The organism is Hydrogenophaga sp., assembly GCF_031426985.1.
Taxonomy (GTDB): domain Bacteria; phylum Pseudomonadota; class Gammaproteobacteria; order Burkholderiales; family Burkholderiaceae_C; genus Hydrogenophaga.
This window is the reverse complement of sequence record NZ_JASJOY010000043.1, coordinates 62,676-80,208: the sequence shown is the minus strand read 5'-3', so window position 1 is coordinate 80,208 and position 17,533 is coordinate 62,676. Positions and strand designations below refer to the sequence as shown.

Here is a 17,533-nt window from a genome sequence, read left to right as displayed (position 1 = left end):
TCTCTCAGGCCGTCAGCGGTGCCCCACGCGGTGCGACGCGGTTGAGCAGCGCCACCAGCGACAGCATCACCGGCACCTCCACCAGCACGCCGACCACCGTGGCCAGGGCGGCGCCGGAGTGCAGGCCGAACAGCGAAATGGCGACGGCGACCGCCAGTTCGAAGAAGTTGGAGGTGCCGATCAGGCAGGCCGGTGCGGCGATCTCGTGCGGCAGCTTGAGCCAGCGTGCGCCCAGGTAACCGATGGCGAAGATGCCGTAGGTCTGGATCAGCAGCGGGATCGCGATCAGGCCGATCACGGCCGGTTGCGCCACGATGGTCTGGGCCTTGAAACCGAACAGCAGCACCACGGTGGCGATCAGGCCGACCACCGACCAGGGCTTGAGCCGCTGGACGAAGGCGCCGACGGCCGCTTCGCCGCCCCGGCTGCGCAGGGCCTGCCGCGTCAGCACGCCGGCCACCAGCGGCAACACAACGTAAAGCACGGTCGACAGCAGCAGGGTCTGCCAGGGCACGGTGAGGTCGGTCACACCCAGCAGAAACGCCGCGATGGGCGCAAACGCGACCACCATGATCAGGTCGTTCACCGAGACCTGCACCAGCGTGTAGTTGGGGTCGCCTTTGGTGAGCTGGCTCCAGACGAAGACCATGGCGGTGCAGGGTGCCACGCCCAGCAGGATCATGCCGGCGATGTACTCGCTGGCCGACTGCGGATCGACCCAGCCGGCGAACAGGTAGCGGAAGAACAGCACGCCCAGCGCCGCCATGGTGAAGGGCTTGATCAGCCAGTTGATGACCACGGTGAGCAGCAGGCCCTGCGGCTTCTTGCCGACGTCGCGCACGGCCGCGAAGTCGATCTGGATCATCATCGGGTAGATCATCACCCAGATGAGCACGGCGACGATGAGGTTGACGTGGGCCACCTCGACGGCGGCGATGGCGGCGAAGGTGGCGGGTGTGATCAGGCCCAGGCCGACCCCGGCCAGGATGCCCAGGCCGACCCAGACGGTGAGGTAGCGTTCAAACAGTCCCATGGGGTGACGGTATCAGACCGTGGCCGGCTGTTCGTGCCCGATCTGCCGCACTTCGGCCGTCAGCGCCAGGCGGCCGAGCTTCTCGATCGGCAGGCACAGGAAGAGCGAAATGCGGCGCGAGAGCAGGCTGAAGGCGTCGTTGAACGCGCGGTGGGTCTTCTCGTCGTCACCGCTCACGGCGGCCGGGTCGGCCACGCCCCAGTGGGCCGAGATCGGCTGGCCCGGCCAGACCGGGCAGACCTCGGCGGCGGCCTGGTCGCAGACGGTGAAGACGAAATCCATCACCGGCGCGCCGGGGGCCGCAAATTCGTCCCAGCTTTTGCTGCGCAGGCTCTCGGTCTGGTAGTGGTTGCGTTGCAGCAGGTCGATGGTGCCCGGGTTCACCGTGCCGACCGCGTGGCTGCCGGCGCTGAAGGCGCGAAAGCGTCCGGCCGACTGCGCGTTGAGGATGGCTTCGGCCAGGATGCTGCGCGCTGAGTTGCCGGTGCACAGGAAGAGCACGTTGTAGACCTTGGGGGCGTTCATGAGGCGTCCTTTGAAGGAGTGGAGGGCGTTCAGGTGGAGGGCGTGGCGGCCGCAGGCAGGGCCAGGCGCGTGGGCAGCGCCAGCGTGAGCAGCCAGCAGATCAGCAGCATCAGCGCCGAACCCACCAGGGCGTAGAGCAGGCCGCCCCACTGGTAGAGCAGGCCCGACATCAGCGTGCCGAAGAAACGGCCCAGCGCGTTGGCGGCGTAGTAGAAGCCCACGTCCTCGGCGGCCTTCTCGCTGCCGGCGTAGGCCAGGATCAGGTAGGAGTGCACCGAGGAATTGACCGCGAAGGCGAAGCCGAACAGGCCCAGGCCGCCGACCACCCACCACTGCAGGTGGGGCAGTTCCAGCCACACGGCGGCCGCGATGCCCACCGGGATGATGGCCAGCGCCAGCGACCACCCGCGCGCGGCCGGCACCTCGCGGCTCAGGCCGTCGGGGCTGCGTTGGACCAGGCTCGGCGCCAGCGCCTGCACCAGGCCGTAACCGATGGTCCAGGCCGCCAGGAAGCCGCCGACCATGGTGAAGGTCCAGCCCTGCGAATAGAGGAACACCGGCACGCCGACCACGAACCACACGTCGCGCGCACCGAACAGGGCCACGCGCGCGGCGGCCAGACCGTTGATGCCGGCGTTTTTGGCGAACAGTTCTTTTGCGGATTTGGATGCCTTGGCCCTGCCCATCAGGGGCGGCACCGACAGCACCACGCCCGCCAGCACCAGCAGCAACAACCCGGCCATGGCCCAGAGCGAGTGCTGGAAACCCAGCGCCTGCAGCAGCAGGCCGCCGAGGAAGAAGCCGATGCCTTTCATGGCGTTCTTGCTGCCGGTGAACCAGGCCACCCACTTGAACAATTGGTTGTTGCCGCCGTCTTCGGCCTTGGCCTGCGCCTGCGTGACCTTGATGGCCGACTTGCTGGCGGTCTTGGTCAGGTCCTTGGCCACGCCGCAGATGCCCTGCGCTATCACCACCCAGGCCACCGACATCGCGGCCGTCCAGGCCGGGTTGAGCAACGAGAGCAGGGTGAAACCGGTGATCTGCGTCACCAGGCCCACGGTCAGCATGCGCTGGATGCCGTAGCGCGTGGCCAGCCAGCCGCCGATCAGGTTGGCCAGCACGCCCGCCGCTTCGTAGAGCAGGAACAGGAAGGCCAGCGTGAACGGCGAATAGCCCAGCTTGTAGAAGTGCAGCAGCACCAGCATGCGCAGCGCGCCGTCGGTGAGCGTGAAGCCCCAGTAGGCGGCGGTGACGATGGCGTAGTTGCGCACCGCGTGGCTGGCGGGGGCGGTGGTCGTCGCGTTCATCAGATGCCGGCGGCTTCGAGGTGACAAGCCAGGTCCACCATGCGCGTGGCGTAGCCCATCTCGTTGTCGTACCAGGCGTAGACCTTGAGCAGCGTGCCGTCGGTCACCAGGGTCGAGAGGCCGTCGACGATGGAGCTGCGCGTGTCGCGGGCGTAATCGGCGCTGACCAGCGGTCGGCTCTCATAGCCCAGGATGCCGGCCAGCGGGCCCTTGGCGGCGGCTTCGAACAGGGCGTTCACTTCTTCAGCGGTGGTCGCGCGGTTGAGTTCGAACACGCAGTCGGTCAGCGAGGCGTTGAGCGCCGGCACGCGCACCGCGTGGCCGTTGAGCTTGCCCTTGAGTTCGGGGTAGATCAGCGCGATGGCGGTGGCGCTGCCGGTGGTCGTGGGCGCCAGGTTGACCATGGCGCTGCGGGCGCGGCGCAGGTCTTTGTGCGGTGCGTCCACCACCAGGTTGGTGTTGGTCGGGTTGTGCAGGGTGGTGATCTGGCCGTGTTTGATGCCGATGGCTTCGTGCACCACCTTCACCACCGGTGCCAGGCAGTTGGTGGTGCAGCTGGCGGCCGTCACGATGCGGTCGCGCGCCGGGTTGTAGAGGTGCTCGTTGACGCCGACCACGATGTTCAGCACCTCGCCCACCTTGACGGGCGCGGCCACGATGACGCGTTGGGCACCGCGGTCCAGGTGGCCCTGCAGGGTCTCGGGCGTGAGGAACTTGCCGGTGCATTCCAGCACCAGGTCCACGCCCAGATCGCCCCAGGGGATCTCGGCGGCGGTGGCGTGTTCGCTGAACGACAGGCGCTGGTGATTGATGCGGATGGCGTCGTGGCCCTCGGCGGCGATGTCGGCGCGCCACTTGCCCTGCACCGTGTCGAAGGCCAGCAGGTGGGCCGTCGCTGCGGCGCCGCCCTTGATTTCGTTCAGGTGCACCACCTCCAGGCGGTTGCCGCTGCGCGGGTCGATGGCTTCGCGTTCGATGGCGCCGAAGGCTGCGCGCAGGGCCAGACGCCCCATGCGGCCCATTCCGTTGATACCGACTTTCATCTTGTGGCTCTGTGTTTGATATTTCAATAAAACTCGAATTGTCTCGGTGACCTGTGACAAACCGATGAAAACCGCCGCAGTGTCATGCAGCGGTCACAGTGGGCTGAACAGCCAAGTCCACCGATGCAGGCAGCACCACCACGGGTGAGAAGCCACCGCCTTCGGTGCGGAAGTTGGTCGTCTGGCCGGCCCAGGTGCGCGCGGCCAGCAGCTGCACCTGGCCGCGGTAGGTGTAGGCGCGCAGGTCGAGCTTGAGGCGCACGGTCTGGCCCTCCACCGACACCAGCCGTTCGCTGGGCGGCACGGTGGTCTGGGCGACGTAGTCCCCGGCCAGGATCTCGGTCCACACGCGCCGGGTCAGCTTGTCGCCGCGGTAGGCGGCGCGGGCGCCGAAGCCGGCGGCGGGCTTGAAGAACAGGCCGCGCCGCTGTGCCCACAGCGCCTCGGCGTTGTCGGCGCTGACGCGCTGCGTCGCGGGCACGACCCGGTGCAGCAGGGCGCGGTCTGCTTCGCTCACGCTCCAGCTGGCGAGCAGCGCGGCGTCGGACAGCGCGATCAGGTTGCGCTTGTCGGCGTACAGCGCGTGGGTGCGCGGGTGCGGCGTGACCACCGCAGCACCCGCCAGGTAGGCCTGCTGCAGCGCCTCGTGCCCGCTGTCCTGCAGGTAGAAGTCGGTCAGCCGGTTGTAGACCAGGTCCACCGGCAGGCCGGCGGGCAGGGCGGGGTGCCAGAGCGCGCCATCGCGCCACTGCAGTGCGCGCGGGTCGGCCACCACGGCGGTGAGGCCGTGCGCGGCGAACAGTGCGCGCGCCATCTGGAACTCGGGCGCCAGGTACTGGGCCTCGGGCGCGTCGTCGACGATCAGCACACTGCGCAGCGGCGCGTCACCCCGCTGTGCCCGCCATTCGGCGCGGAACATGGCGACAAAGACCTCGTCGAGCTGCCGCAGGCTGTCCTGCGGGTCGAACACCTGCTGGAACGGTTCGCAGCAGGCCCGGTGCGCCCGCGCCAGGGCGGCGTTGAGCAGGGCGCCGCCGGCGTTGCTGTTGATCTCGATCAGGCGCGGGCCGCCGTCGGCCAGGTGGAAGTCGTAACCCATGAAGACACCGGCCGGGCCGTGGTCGAGCCGGGCGATCTGGGGGGCGCGGTCCAGCGCCTGCTGCTGCCAGGCGGGCAGGGCGATCACGCGCTCCAGCGCGGCCACCGCGTCGGTGATCTGCGCCATCACACCGGGGTCGAGAAACACCGCCGAGCGCGAGAACAGGTGCGGGTGGCTTTCGGCCAGCCGTGCGGTCAGGCCGGCCAGCGCGGGCTCGGTCTCCAGCTGCTGTTGCAGGCGCGGCGTCTCCAGCGTCTGGCAGGCGCAGCCCAGGTTCATGGCGTCGGCGAAGTTCATGCCGGGTCTCCGCAGTCGGTGCAGGCCGGGGGTGCGACCTCGCAAGGCTGCCCGCCGCAGCAGTGTTCGGTCAGGTAGGCCAGCAGCGTGTTCATGCGGTCGAACTGCGCGCGGTAGATCAGGTGCCGGCCCTGCGGCTCCACGCTCACCAGGTCGGCCTGCGCCAGTTCCTTGAGGTGGAAGGACAGGGCGCTGGGCGCGATGGCCAGCTGCGCCGACAGGGTGCCCGGCGTCAGGCCGGCCGGTCCGGCCACCACCAGTGCGCGGAAGGCGCGCAGGCGCTGCACCTGGGCCAGCGCCGACAGGGCGCTCACGGTCTGCTGTTCCTGGGCGGTGATGGTTTTCATACTTCAATGATTATTGAATTGATGCGCGATTGTGCCTCAACCACGCGCCCGGCGCGCAGCCGCCACGCAGCGGTGGGGCCGTGTCATGAAAGCTTCATGCGCATGCCACGCGGGGGTCACGTCCGGTTTCCAGAATCGCTGGCGAACCTGAGTGAAAACCAACCCAGCGTCCCCGGAGGACGCCCAACCGGAGCACCCCATGAAAGAGCTGCCCACCCCCACACTGGACATCGCCACCATCGCCCTGCCACGGGGGGCACTTCATCCCCGCACCGATTTCCAGCCTCAGCCGCTGGTGGCACCGGCCGCGCCAGGCGGCATCGAAGTCACCTGGGCCCGCCATCTGGACGAGGTTCGTGAAGCGCAGCGCCTGAGGTTTGCCGTCTTCGCTGGCGAAATGGGCGCCCGACTGCCCAAGACCGTGCCCGGCCACGACGTGGACCTGTTCGACGACTACTGCGAACACCTGCTGGTGCGCGACACCGCCAGTCGCCAGGTGATCGGCACCTACCGCGTGCTCACCCCCGCCCAGGCCAAGCGCGTGGGCAGCACCTACAGCGACACCGAATTCGACCTGACCCGCCTGCGCACCCTGCGCGAGCGCATGGTGGAACTGGGCCGCAGCTGCGTGCACCCGGACCACCGCCACGGCGGCGTGATCATGGCCCTGTGGGGCGCGCTGGGCGAGTTCATGGTGCGCAACCAGCTCGACACCATGATCGGCTGCGCCAGCATCCCGATGAACATGGAAGGCCCGCACGGCATGGTGGGCGGCGGTCACGCCGCGGCCAGCATCTGGCGCCAGGTGAAAGACAAACACCTGGCCTCCATCGAATGGCATGTGCGCCCGCGCCTGCCGCTGCCGGTGGAGCAGCTGGACGACACGCTGGACGTGGAGCCGCCCGCGCTGATCAAGGGTTACCTGCGCCTGGGCTCCAAGGTGCTGGGCCCACCGGCCTGGGACCCAGACTTCAACGCCGCCGACCTGCCGCTGATGATGCGCCTGCAGGACCTGCCGGCCCGCTACCGCAAGCACTTTCTGGGTTGACCCCCCCCGCCGCGCTGCGCGCGACCCCCCAGGGGGCGGCACTGGCGGCCCGGCAAAGCCGGTTCCGCGGTGCCCTGGAGGGCGGCAGGGCGAGCCACCAAACCGGCGTTGAAGGAGGATTCGTTCATGAGAACCACGTTTGAAGCGCTGGGTGGATGGGGGCTCACCGGGGCTCTGCCCCCGGGCATCGAGGCCGACGACGAGCCCCACGGCGATGGAGGAGAACGGCCCCGTTACCGGGCCGTTTTCATTTCCGATCTGCACCTGGGCACCGCCGGCTGCCAGGCGGCGGCGCTGCTGGACTTCCTCAAACACCACCCCAGCCAGACCCTGTACCTGGTGGGCGACATCATCGACGGCTGGCAACTGCGCCGCAAATGGTTCTGGCCGCAGGCGCACAACGACGTGGTGCAGAAGCTGCTGCGCCGCGCGCGCAAGGGCTGCCGCGTGGTTTTTGTGCCCGGCAACCACGACGAATTCGCGCGCCAGTTCCACGGCCACCACTTTGGCGGCATCGAGGTGCTCAACGAAGCGGTGCACACCACCGCCGACGGCCAGCGCCTGTGGGTGGTGCACGGCGACCATTTCGACGGCGTGATCCAGTGCGCCAAATGGCTGGCCTACGTGGGCGACAACCTGTACGAATTCACCCTGCGCCTGAACCGCCACCTCAACAGCCTGCGCGCCCGCCTGGGCCTGCCGTACTGGTCGCTCTCGCAGTACCTCAAGCACAAGGTCAAGACCGCCGTGAACTACGTCAGCGACTTCGAGGGCGCGGTGGCCGCCGAGGCGCGCTCGCGCGGCTACCAGGGCGTGGTCTGTGGCCACATCCACCGGGCCGAGATGCGCCACATCGACGGCACGCTGTACTGCAACGACGGCGACTGGGTCGAGAGCCTGTCGGCCCTGGTCGAACACCTGGACGGGCGGCTGGAGCTGGTGCACTGGCACGCCGCCGCCACGGCCCGCGCGGAACCCGCCGTGCCTTTGCAGCGTCAGACAGCCTGACACCCCAGCGATTCCCAAAAAAACCAAAGGAGACCCCATGAAACTGATGCTCGTGACCGACGCCTGGTCGCCCCAGGTCAATGGCGTGGTCACCACGCTGGTGGAGCTGGTGCGCCAGCTGCAGGCCGCGGGGCACGAGATCGTGGTCATCCACCCCGGCCAGTTCCGCACCCGACCCTGCCCGGGGTACGCCGGCATCGACATCGCCGTGCTGCCGGGGCGGCGCCTGTCGCGGATGATCAGCGCCGCCCAGCCCGACGCCATTCACATTGCCACCGAAGGGCCGCTGGGCTGGGCCGCGCGGCGCCACTGCCGGCGCCACGATCTGCCGTTTTCCACGGCCTTCCACACCAAGTTCCCCGAGATCCTGCACGCCGCGCTGGGCGTGCCGCTGTCCTGGGGCTACGCGCTGTTCCGCCACTTCCACCGGCCCAGCGCCGCGGTCATGGTGCCCACCCGGGGTGTGCTGGACATGCTGGCGCAGCGCGGCTTCAAAAACCTGCGCGAATGGACCCACGGCGTCGACACGCGCCTGTTCGGCTTTGCGCCCCAGGCCACCGAATGCCCCGGCCTGGGCCACCTGGCGCGGCCCGTGAGCCTGTACGTGGGCCGCGTGTCGTACGAAAAGAACATCGCCGCCTTTCTGGACCTGGACGTGCCCGGCAGCAAGGTGGTGTGCGGCGTGGGCCCGCTCGAAGCCGAGCTGCGCGGCCGCTACCCCAATGTGCACTGGCTGGGTGTGCTGCCGCGCACCGAGCTGGCCCAGGTCTATGCGGCGGCCGATGTGTTCGTCTTCCCCAGCCGCAACGAAACCTTCGGCCTGGTCATGCTCGAAGCCATGGCCTGCGGCGTGCCGGTGGCCGCCTACCCGGTGGACGGGCCGCTGCAGGTGCTGGGCGACAGCGCGGCCGGCGCGATGCGCGAAGACCTGGGCGAGGCCTGGCGCGAAGCGCTGAAAGTGCCGCGCCACCAGGCGCGCGAGCGGGCGCAGCGTTTTGGCTGGTCGCGCGCGGCCGAACTGTTCACCCGCTTTCTGGTGCCGCTGCCGCGCCACCTGCGCCGGGCACGCCACGAGCCGGTCTCGCGCCCGGTGCCCCTGTCAGGTGCGCGGCCAGTTGTCACACAACCGTCATCGCACCGTTGAATAATCGTCAAAAACGCGGCGTCCTTCTGACGCCGCGGGCCAGCCATTCAACGGTTTCATGAGCCTCACACCCGCCCATCCCCGCCTCACGTTCCTGGACCGCGACCACAGCATCCTGGCCTTCAACGAGCGCGTGATGGACTGGGCCCGGCGCCCCGACGTGCCGCTGCTCGAACGCCTGCGCTACCTGAGCATCGTTTCCAGCAACCTCGACGAGTTCTTCGAGGTGCGCATGGCCCCCCAGCTGGCCGCGCGCAAGACGCACGAACAGCGCGGCACCTACACCCAAGAGAGCTACGAGCGCGTCTCGGCCACGGTGCACGCCCTGGTGGCGCAGCAGTACGCGATCTACAACGACGAGCTGCTGCCCCTGCTGGAGAAAAAGGGCATCAAGCTGGTGGCGCACGGCGAGCGCAACCCGCGCCAGCGCCGCTGGGTCAAGGAATACTTCCAGCGCGAGGTGCAGCCCCTGCTGATGCCGGTGGGCCTGGACCCGGCGCACCCGTTCCCGCAGGTGGCCAACAAGTCGCTGAACTTCATCGTCCGCCTCAAGGGCAAGGACGCGTTCGGGCGCGAGAACGAGATCGCCATCGTCAAGGTGCCGCGCATCCTGCCGCGCTTCGTGCGCATGCCGCAGGCCAAGGGCTCCAAGCAGACGCATTTCGTCTCCATCTCCAGCCTGATCCGCTCGCACCTGGCCGACCTGTTCACCGGCCGGCAGGTGACCGAGTTCTCGCAGTTCCGCGTCACGCGCCATTCCGATCTGGCGGTGGACGAGGAAGAGGTCAAGAACCTGCGCACTGCGCTGCGCAAGGGCCTGCAGCAGCGCCACTACGGCGAGGCGCTGCGGCTGGAGGTGGCGGCGGGCTGTTCGGAGTACCTCTCGAACTTTCTGCTGGCGCAGTTCGACCTGCCGCCCCCGGCGCTGTACCGCGCGCCCGGCCCGGTCAACCTGGTGCGGCTGAACGAGCTGATCGACCAGGTGGACGCGCCCGCGCTGCGCTTTGAGCGCTACACCGGCGGCTGGCCGGTGGATCTGGTGCCCGGTCAGAGCTTTTTTGAACGGCTGCAGCAGGGCGACGTGCTGGTCCACCAGCCCTACGAGAGCTTCGACGCGGTGCTGGCCTTCCTGCGCGAGGCGGTGGAAGACCCCGACGTGCTGGCCATCAAGCAGACCATCTACCGCACCGGCGCCAAGTCCGAGCTGATGGACCTGCTGCGCGAAGCCGTGCGCCGTGGCAAGGAAGTGACCGCGGTGGTGGAACTCAAGGCGCGCTTCGACGAGGAGGCCAACATCAATTACGCCGAGCGGCTCGAATCGGTGGGCGCGCAGGTGGTGTACGGCGTGGTGGGCCTGAAGACCCACGCCAAGATGCTGCTGGTGACGCGGCGCGAAAAGGGCCGCCTGCGCCGCTACGCCCACCTGTCCACCGGCAACTACAACCCCGGCACGGCGCGGCTGTACACCGACATCAGCCACCTCACGGCCGACGAGGCGCTGACCGCCGACATGGACCAGATCTTCCTGCACCTGGCCAGCCAGAACCGGCTGCCCCGGCTGCACAAGGCGCTGATCGCCCCCTTTCACCTGCACAAGGCCATGACCGAGCAGGTCGAGGCCGCGGCCGCCGCCGCGCGGGCCGGCAAAGAGGCGCGCATCGTGCTCAAGATGAACGCGCTGACCGACGAGCCGCTGGCGCGTTGCCTGGCCGAAGCGTCACAGGCCGGGGTGCAGATCGACCTGATCGTGCGCGGCGCCTGCATCCTGCCGGCCGGCCTGCCGGGCGTGACCGACCACGTGCGCGTGCGCTCGGTCATCGGCCGGCTGCTGGAGCACTCGCGCGTGTTCTACTTCCGCATCGACGGTGTGGAGAGCCTGTGGCTCTCCAGCGCCGACTGGATGAACCGCAACATGCTGCGGCGGGTGGAACTGGCCTGGCCCGTGACCGATGCCGCGCTGCGCCAACGCATCATCGACGAATGCCTGCTCGCCTACCTGCACGACACCAAGGACGCCTGGCTGCTGCAACCCGACGGCCACTACCTGCCGGCCGCCGCCGCGGCACCGGCGGGCAAGGCGCGCACGGTCCAGCATTCGGCGCAGAACCACCTGATGGCGCGCTACGGCAGCCGCGGCTGAGAGGTTGAGAGGCTGAGATGAAATCGGTCATGCCCGCCTTGACACCCCAAACCACCGCCGGCTGCGTTGCAAATGCGCGCCGTAGCCCGAGCGACGGCTGTGCTTTGCGCCTTGCCGGCAGCGCTTTGGGGTGCCCTTTCGGGCACGCCCCATTTCCTCTCAGCCTCTGAGCCGCACGGAGAGCCCACGATGGACCTGATCCTCTGGCGCCACGCCGAAGCCGTGGACCACCCCGACCTGGAACACGGCCAGCCCGGCGATGCGCGGGACCTGGCGCGCAAGCTCACCCCCCGGGGCGAAAAACAGGCCGCGCGCATGGCCGCCTGGCTGGACCGCCAGCTGCCCGACGGCGCGCGCATCTTCGCCAGCCCGGCGCAGCGCACCGAACAGACCGCGCTGGCCATGGGGCGCAAGCTCAAGCTGCGCGACGAACTGCTGCCCGAAGGCGATCCGCTGGCCCTGCTGGAGCTGGTGCAGTGGCCCCACGGCAAGTCGCCGGTGGTGGTGGTGGGCCACCAGCCCACGCTGGGCCGGGTGATCGCCCGCCTGCTGCATCTGAACGAAGAGGACTGCCCCATGAAAAAGGGCGCCCTGTGGTGGCTGCGCCAGCGCGAGCGCCACGGCACGATGCAGACCGTCATCGTCACGGTGCAGACGCCCGAACTGCTCTGAGCCCGGCCAGCGCCGGGCCGTCCGTTGCAGGGCCTCAGGCGCGGGGCAGGGCGGCCAGGGCCGTGTGCAGGGCCTGCACCGCGGCCTCGCTGGTCGCGCGCAGGCCGGCGAATGCCGCGTCGTCCACCCGACCCTGTTGAGCCGCGGCTTCCAGGCGCAGGCCCAGCGCGCCCAGGGCGGCCAGGCCCAGGTTGTCGGCCGCGCCGCGCAGCCCGTGGGCCGCCAGTTCCAGGGCCGCGGTGTCGCTGGCCGTCGCGGCCTGTTCGATGTGGGCGGTGCGCGCCGCCAGGGCGTCCAGAAAATCGCCCGCGATCTCGCGCCGCAGGCTGCCGTGGGCGTCGTCGTATTCGGCCAGCGCCTGCCAGCGCTGCGGGTCCAGGGCCGGTGCGGTGTCGGCCGCTGCGGCGTGGTCCGCCGCTGTGGCCACCGCGTCGCCAGGCGGCGGGCACCACTGGCGCAGCGCGCGCGCCAGGCGTTCGAGTTCCAGCGGCTTGGGCAGGTGCTCGCGCATGCCGGCGCCCAGCGCGCGCGCGTGGTCGGACCCGAGGTTGGACGCGGACATGCCGATCAGCACCGGGGCCATCGCACCCCAGCGCTGCACGATGGCTTGGGCCGTGTCCGGCCCGTCCAGGCCGGGCATGTGCTGGTCCAGCAGCACCACGGCGAACGGCTGGCCGGCGGCGTGGGCGGCCTCGATGGCCTGCAGGGCTTCGGCACCGCCGGACGCGCTGGCGTGCGGGTAACCCAGGCGCTGCAGCATGGCGCCGGCCACCTTGATGTTGACCGGGTGGTCGTCCACCACCAGCACGCGTTCGGTGCGGGCGGCGTGGGGCAGGGGGGTGCGGCGCGGCACGGGCACCTGGGCCAGGTCGGCCGGCTCGGCTCGGACGGTGAAGCGGAAGCACGAACCCACCCCGGGCGTGCTGTCCACGCCGATCTCGCCGCCCATCAGCGCCACCAGGTGCTTGCAGATCATCAGGCCCAGGCCGGTGCCGCCGTACACCCGCGCGGTGGACGTGTCGCCCTGCGCAAAGGGCTGGAACAGCTGGGGCAGGCGGTGGGGCGCGATGCCGGTGCCCGTGTCGGTGACGCTGAAGGCCAGCACCGGCTGCCCGGCTTCGTGCCGGGCCTGCACCGCCAGCGCCACCTGGCCGCGTTCGGTGAACTTGATGGCGTTGGACAGCAGGTTCAGCAGCACCTGGCGCAGCCGCGTCACGTCGCCGCGGATGGCGGCCGGCACCTCGGGCGCCACGTCCAGCACCAGAGTCAGGCCTTTTTCGCGCGCCTTGAAGCGCACCATGTCGCCCACCTGCCCGATGGTGGCGCGCACGTCCAGCGCCTCGTGTTCGAGTTCGAGCTTGCCCGACTCGATCTTGGAGAAATCCAGGATGTCGTCCACCACCGCCAGCAGCTGGTCGCTGGAGACCTTGAGCACGCCCAGCAGGTCCTGCTGCGTGGGGGTCAGGGGCGATTCGGCCAGCAGCTCGCTCATGCCCACCACGCCGTGCAGCGGGGTGCGGATCTCGTGGCTCATGACGGCCAGGAAGCCGGCCTTGGCCTTGACCGCGGCCAGCGCTTCTTCGCGCGAGGCGGCCAGTTCGGCGGTGCGTTGCGCCACGCGTTCTTCCAGCAGCAGGGCGGCTTCGCGCAGGGCGTCGTTCTTCTGTTCCACCTCGGCGTGGTAGGCCTGCAGCTGGACCGCGCTGGCGTGCATCACCTGCGAGAGGTTGTGCACCTCGCGAAAGCGCGTGTGTTGCTGCACCGGCGGCACGTCGCCTGCACCCAGGCGCAGCGCCGAGCTGTTGAGCAGGCGGAACTGACCCGAGAGGCGCCGCGCCACCACGAAGGCCACCAGCGCGCTGATGCCGATCAGCCCGGCCATGGCCGCCAGCGCCCACTGGCGCGCGCGCGTCACGTGGTGGGTGAAGTCCTGCTCCGGTGCCACCACGATGAGCTGCCAGTTGAGCTGGTACTTCTGCCCAAAGGGGCGCTGCATGGCGATCAGCCGGTTGTTGGTCAGGCCCAGGCCTTGCAGCCAGTCCTGCTTGGTCTCCAGGCGCATCAGGCCCGGACCGTCCGGCCGGCCATGGTCGCGTTCCTTGAACAGCCGGTACGACGCCTGCACCAGCGGGTCTTTGCTCTGTTCGGGCTTGATGCGCTGGGGCTTCCCGTCCAGCTGGTACGTGAGGTCTTCGTCCACCGAGGTCGCCACCATCAGGCCCTGGGCGTCCACCAGGTAGGTCACGGCGTGCTCGCTGATGCGGGTGCTGCGGATCAGCTCGGTCAGGCGCGCCAGGCTCATGTCCACCGCCATCACGCCCAGCAGCGTTTTCTGGTCGGTGTCGTAGATCGGTTGCGCCAGCGTGAGGTCGAACTGGTTCTTCACCGCCGAGCGGTACACATCGGTGAACACGCGTTGTCCGGTGCTGGCCGCCAGGCGGTACCACGGGCGCTGGCGGGGGTCGTAGATTTTGGTCTCGGTCTTGACCAGCTGGCTGCGGTCGCCCGGGGCCTTGATGAGGTAGTGGCGCCGGCCGCTCTCGCCCGGCTGGATGCTGCGCACGATGAAACCGTTGTCTTCCCGTTCGAGCCCGAAGAAGCCACCGTCTTCCCGCCCGAAGTACAGGTAGGGCACGTTGGGCGACTGCTGCGTCAGCGCGTGGGCCATCAGCTCGAAAGCGGGCGTGTCCTGCAGCCAGCGGCGGGTGCGTTCGCCTTCGGCGCCGCTGGTCACGAAGGGCGGCACCAGCGCGTTGACCACGGTGTGCGACTCGCCCAGGTGGGCCAGGGCGCCCACGTCCACCCGGTGGGCGGCCTGGCTCATGGCGTTTTCGGCCAGGGTTTCGATCGCGCGTGAACTGTTGGAGGACAGCAGCCACGACACCAGCAGCGCCGGCACCAGGGCGGCCAGCACCAGGGCGGCGATGAGGGCGGGGCCGAGCGACAGGCGGCGGCGCGGCTTGGGCAGGGCGTCGGTCACGGACGTTCTCCCGCGTTCAGCCGGGCAGGGGCTCGACCGTGCACACGTCCATGGGCTCGCGGCGGTGCGGCAGGCTCAGCAGGTAACGCGCGACCGGGCGCACCGCGCCGGTGACGCTGCGCAGCACCGGCACCGAGAGGGTGATGGCGCCGGTCGCTGCACTGGCGTGGCGTTGCAGGGCCATGGCGTCGACCACGGTTTCGCCCACCGGGATGAGCTGCGGGTTGCCGCCCAGCAGGCCGTCCATGCGCGTCATGGCGACGGGGCCGCGGTGCAGGGCCACGCCGACCTCGAAGGCGGGCAGCGGCCGGCCCGGAAACTGGCGCTGCACGAAACCGGCCATGCCCGCGGCGGCATTGCGCAGACCCAGCGCGGCCTTGGTGGCGCGCAGGCTGTGCGGGGCGGTGGTGCTGGCATCGCCGGTGTCGGCGAACACGGCCAGCACCCCTTCGCCGACAAACTGCAGGGCACTGGCGCCGAACAGGTGCACGGTGTCGCCGCTGTGTTCGTAAAAACGCTTGAGCAACTGGCCCATCTCGGCCGGGCTGAGTTCGGCCAGCCAGCCGGGGTAGTGGCGGATGTCGGCGAACAGCACCGTGGCGTCGGGGTGGCTGCAACTGCTGTCTTCGCCGCTGGCCTGGCCGGGCCATTGTTCGCTGAGCTCGCGCGCGAGCCGCTGTTCGTATTGCTCCTGCAAGGCCCAGGCCTGCTCTTCCAGCGCTTCGGTCAGCGCCGCCTGCACCTGCAGGGCGCGGGCCGCCTGGCGCATGGCCTGGCGGCCGAGCTGGGCGGCCACGGCGTCGATCAGCTCGCGCGGGCGCAGCGGTTTGGTGATGTAGTCGTCGGCGCCCAGGTTCATGCCCTGGCGCATGTCGCGCCGCTCCTGCAGCGAGGTCAGCAGGATGAAGGGGGTCAGGCCCACGTCGGCGTGTTCGCGCACGCGCTGCAGCAGCTCGAAGCCGTTCATGCCGGGCATGTTCACGTCGCTGACGACGACCTCGGGCGCATGCTCACGCACCAGCGCCCAGGCGCTCAGGCCGTCGCCCGCGGCCAGCACCTCGTGCCCCTGGTTGCCCAGGGCCACGCTCACCAGCTTGCGCGTGCCGCTGTCGTCTTCTGCCACCACCACCAATGCCATGCCAACCCGTTCTTCTTGTGCTCGAAAACCGCGATCCTAGGATCGTGGGCCCCGGTGCTGGCCGGATGAGGGTTTCTCGCCCGTGAGCGGGCGGGCCGAGCGTGATGGAATGCCGTCCGGTGTGTCCCGCATCAACGGATCTCGGCCGCCAGCCGCCAGGGCGACTTCTGCCAGGCCAGCACTTCTTCGCCCAGCAGCCAGGCCGACTGCGGGAATCGTTTGGCCCAGCCGTCGGCGGTGCCGAGTCTGAAGGCCCCGTTTTTGTACGACAGGCGGACGGCGGCGTGTTCGGGCATCTGGCGGGCATGGCACAGCAACACCGCCAGGCGCAGGCTCAGCAGCTGTTTGGCGAACAGCTCGTCGGCCAGGGCGAACTCCAGCTTGCGCAGCTTGCCGCGCTGGCCCAGCACCAGCTGGCTCATGCGGTGCAGTTCGGGGAACGAAAAGCCCGGCGCGTCCACGTGGTCGAGGATGTAGGCCCCGTGGTGGTAGGACCGCTCGTGCGAGATGTGGGTGCCGATCTCGTGCAGGCGCGCGGCCCAGGCCAGCTTCTGCGAATAACGGCCGTCCGCGTTGTCGGCGGCGATCTGGGCGAACAGCGCACAGGCCACGGTGCTCACCCGCTCAGCCTGTTCGGTGTCGATCGAAAACCGCTCGGCCAGCCAGCGCACGGTGCGTTCGCGCACGTCGGTGTCGTTGCCTTCGCGGTCGATCAGGTCGTACAGCGCACCCTGGCGCAAGGCACCCTGGGCCGGCAGCATCTGTTCGATACCGAACAGGCCAAAAATGGCGCGCAGCACCGCCAGGCCACCGCCCAGCACGGCGCGCCGGTCTTCCTTCAAGCCGTCCAGGCGCAGCGCGTCGACGCTGCCGGCCTTGACCATGCGGTCCATCAGCCAGTCCAGCCCGGGGCGGGTCACCACACCGGCGGCAAAGCCGTTGGCGGCCAGGATGTCGGCCACCGCGCCCACCGTGCCCGAGGAGCCATAGGCCACCCGCCATTCGCTGGCCGGGAAGGTGCCCAGGGCCTCGTCCAGCACCGCCTGCGCGGCGATCTCGGCCGTCTTGAAGCTGCCGGTGCTGCACAGGCCCTTCGGGAAGTAGCGCGTGGACCAGGCCACGCTGCCCAGGCGGTACGACTCCATGCGCCGCGCCTCGTAGCCCTGGCCCAGGATCATTTCGGTCGAACGGCCGCCGATGTCCACCACCAGGCGTTTTTCGTCGGACTGCGGCAGCAGGCGCGAGACGCCCTGGTAGATCAGCCGCGCTTCTTCCTGGCCCGAGACCACCTCGATGGCAAACCCCAGGATCTGCTGGGCGCGTTCGAGGAACACATCGCGGTTGACGGCTTCGCGCAGCGTCTGCGTGGCCACGGCGCGCACCTGATGTTTCTGGAAGCCGTGCAGCCGTTCGGCAAAACGGGCCAGGCAGTCCCAGCCGCGCTGCATGGCCGCCGCGCTCAGGTTCTTCTGCTCGTCCAGCCCATTGCCCTGGCGCACGGTTTCCTTGAGGTATTCGACGCGCTCGATGTGGCCGGAATGGAAACGGCCGATTTCCAGGCGGAAACTGTTGGAGCCGAGGTCGATGGCGGCGAGCAGGGTACCGTTGAGCATGGGGCAGGAGGGTCGCAAGGGGCGTGGTGCGTCGGGGGAGGCAGGAGCGCGGATTGTGACGCACGCACATGACAGCGCCTTCACAGGGCGGGGCCCGCCAAGGGGGGTGAAATGCCGACCCGCTTGGGTTACCCTGCTG

Annotated in this window: 14 protein-coding genes; 5 read left to right on the top strand and 9 right to left on the bottom strand. The window is 69.5% G+C overall.

The genetic code is table 11. The features are described from left to right. Positions 1-4: 4 nt before the first annotated feature. From arsB to RMP09_RS05865, 6 genes are all read right to left on the bottom strand, one after another. On the bottom strand, positions 5-1,033 hold the full coding sequence (gene arsB, locus RMP09_RS05890; protein ID WP_310565071.1) for an ACR3 family arsenite efflux transporter: 1,029 nt from the start codon (positions 1,031-1,033) through the stop codon (positions 5-7). 12 nt (positions 1,034-1,045) lie between these two features. Continuing rightward, positions 1,046-1,558, bottom strand: coding sequence for an arsenate reductase ArsC (locus tag RMP09_RS05885; RefSeq protein WP_310565070.1), 513 nt, complete (start codon positions 1,556-1,558; stop codon positions 1,046-1,048). A 29-nt stretch (positions 1,559-1,587) separates the two neighbouring features. Next, positions 1,588-2,865 carry an organoarsenical effux MFS transporter ArsJ gene (gene arsJ, locus RMP09_RS05880; RefSeq protein WP_310565069.1) on the bottom strand — a complete coding sequence of 426 codons (1,278 nt, stop codon included), beginning with the start codon at positions 2,863-2,865 and terminating at the stop codon, positions 1,588-1,590. Next, entirely contained in the window at positions 2,865-3,908 is a 1,044-nt protein-coding gene (locus tag RMP09_RS05875; protein ID WP_310565068.1) for an ArsJ-associated glyceraldehyde-3-phosphate dehydrogenase, read from the bottom strand. Before RMP09_RS05875 ends, arsJ begins: the two co-directional genes overlap by 1 nt. A gap of 82 nt (positions 3,909-3,990) precedes the next feature. Beyond that, positions 3,991-5,304: a hypothetical protein gene (locus tag RMP09_RS05870; RefSeq protein ID WP_310565067.1), complete on the bottom strand. Its 1,314-nt coding sequence runs from the start codon at positions 5,302-5,304 to the stop codon at positions 3,991-3,993. Continuing rightward, on the bottom strand, positions 5,301-5,651 hold the full coding sequence (locus tag RMP09_RS05865; RefSeq protein WP_310565066.1) for an ArsR/SmtB family transcription factor: 351 nt from the start codon (positions 5,649-5,651) through the stop codon (positions 5,301-5,303). The genes RMP09_RS05870 and RMP09_RS05865 overlap by 4 nt, the downstream gene beginning before the upstream one ends. A gap of 199 nt (positions 5,652-5,850) precedes the next feature. Between RMP09_RS05865 and RMP09_RS05860 the strand changes: the two genes are divergently transcribed. The 5 genes from RMP09_RS05860 (at position 5,851) to RMP09_RS05840 (ending at position 11,663) form a co-directional block, all read left to right on the top strand. Beyond that, positions 5,851-6,699, top strand: coding sequence for a GNAT family N-acetyltransferase (locus RMP09_RS05860; protein ID WP_310565065.1), 849 nt, complete (start codon positions 5,851-5,853; stop codon positions 6,697-6,699). A 126-nt stretch (positions 6,700-6,825) separates the two neighbouring features. Next, positions 6,826-7,707, top strand: a complete 882-nt coding sequence (locus RMP09_RS05855) for a UDP-2,3-diacylglucosamine diphosphatase (protein WP_310565064.1) — start codon at positions 6,826-6,828, stop codon at positions 7,705-7,707. A 37-nt stretch (positions 7,708-7,744) separates the two neighbouring features. Then, the gene (locus RMP09_RS05850; RefSeq protein ID WP_310565063.1) at positions 7,745-8,851 is read left to right on the top strand and encodes a glycosyltransferase family 1 protein; all 1,107 of its coding nucleotides are present in this window, start codon (positions 7,745-7,747) and stop codon (positions 8,849-8,851) included. Positions 8,852-8,909: 58 nt separating this feature from the next. Continuing rightward, on the top strand, positions 8,910-10,991 hold the full coding sequence (gene ppk1 / locus RMP09_RS05845) for a polyphosphate kinase 1 (RefSeq protein ID WP_310565062.1): 2,082 nt from the start codon (positions 8,910-8,912) through the stop codon (positions 10,989-10,991). 189 nt (positions 10,992-11,180) lie between these two features. Next, the gene (locus tag RMP09_RS05840) at positions 11,181-11,663 is read left to right on the top strand and encodes a SixA phosphatase family protein (protein WP_310565061.1); all 483 of its coding nucleotides are present in this window, start codon (positions 11,181-11,183) and stop codon (positions 11,661-11,663) included. Between the two features lie 34 nt (positions 11,664-11,697). Here RMP09_RS05840 and RMP09_RS05835 read toward each other — a convergent pair whose 3' ends face one another. The 3 genes from RMP09_RS05835 to RMP09_RS05825 all read right to left on the bottom strand — a co-directional run bounded on the left by RMP09_RS05835 (position 11,698) and on the right by RMP09_RS05825 (position 17,394). Next, on the bottom strand, positions 11,698-14,643 hold the full coding sequence (locus RMP09_RS05835; protein WP_310565060.1) for a hybrid sensor histidine kinase/response regulator: 2,946 nt from the start codon (positions 14,641-14,643) through the stop codon (positions 11,698-11,700). Positions 14,644-14,659: 16 nt separating this feature from the next. Beyond that, complete coding sequence (locus RMP09_RS05830) at positions 14,660-15,781, bottom strand: response regulator (RefSeq protein ID WP_310565059.1); 1,122 nt, start codon at positions 15,779-15,781, stop codon at positions 14,660-14,662. Between the two features lie 131 nt (positions 15,782-15,912). Continuing rightward, positions 15,913-17,394, bottom strand: a complete 1,482-nt coding sequence (locus RMP09_RS05825; protein ID WP_310565058.1) for a Ppx/GppA phosphatase family protein — start codon at positions 17,392-17,394, stop codon at positions 15,913-15,915. Positions 17,395-17,533 lie beyond the last annotated feature (139 nt).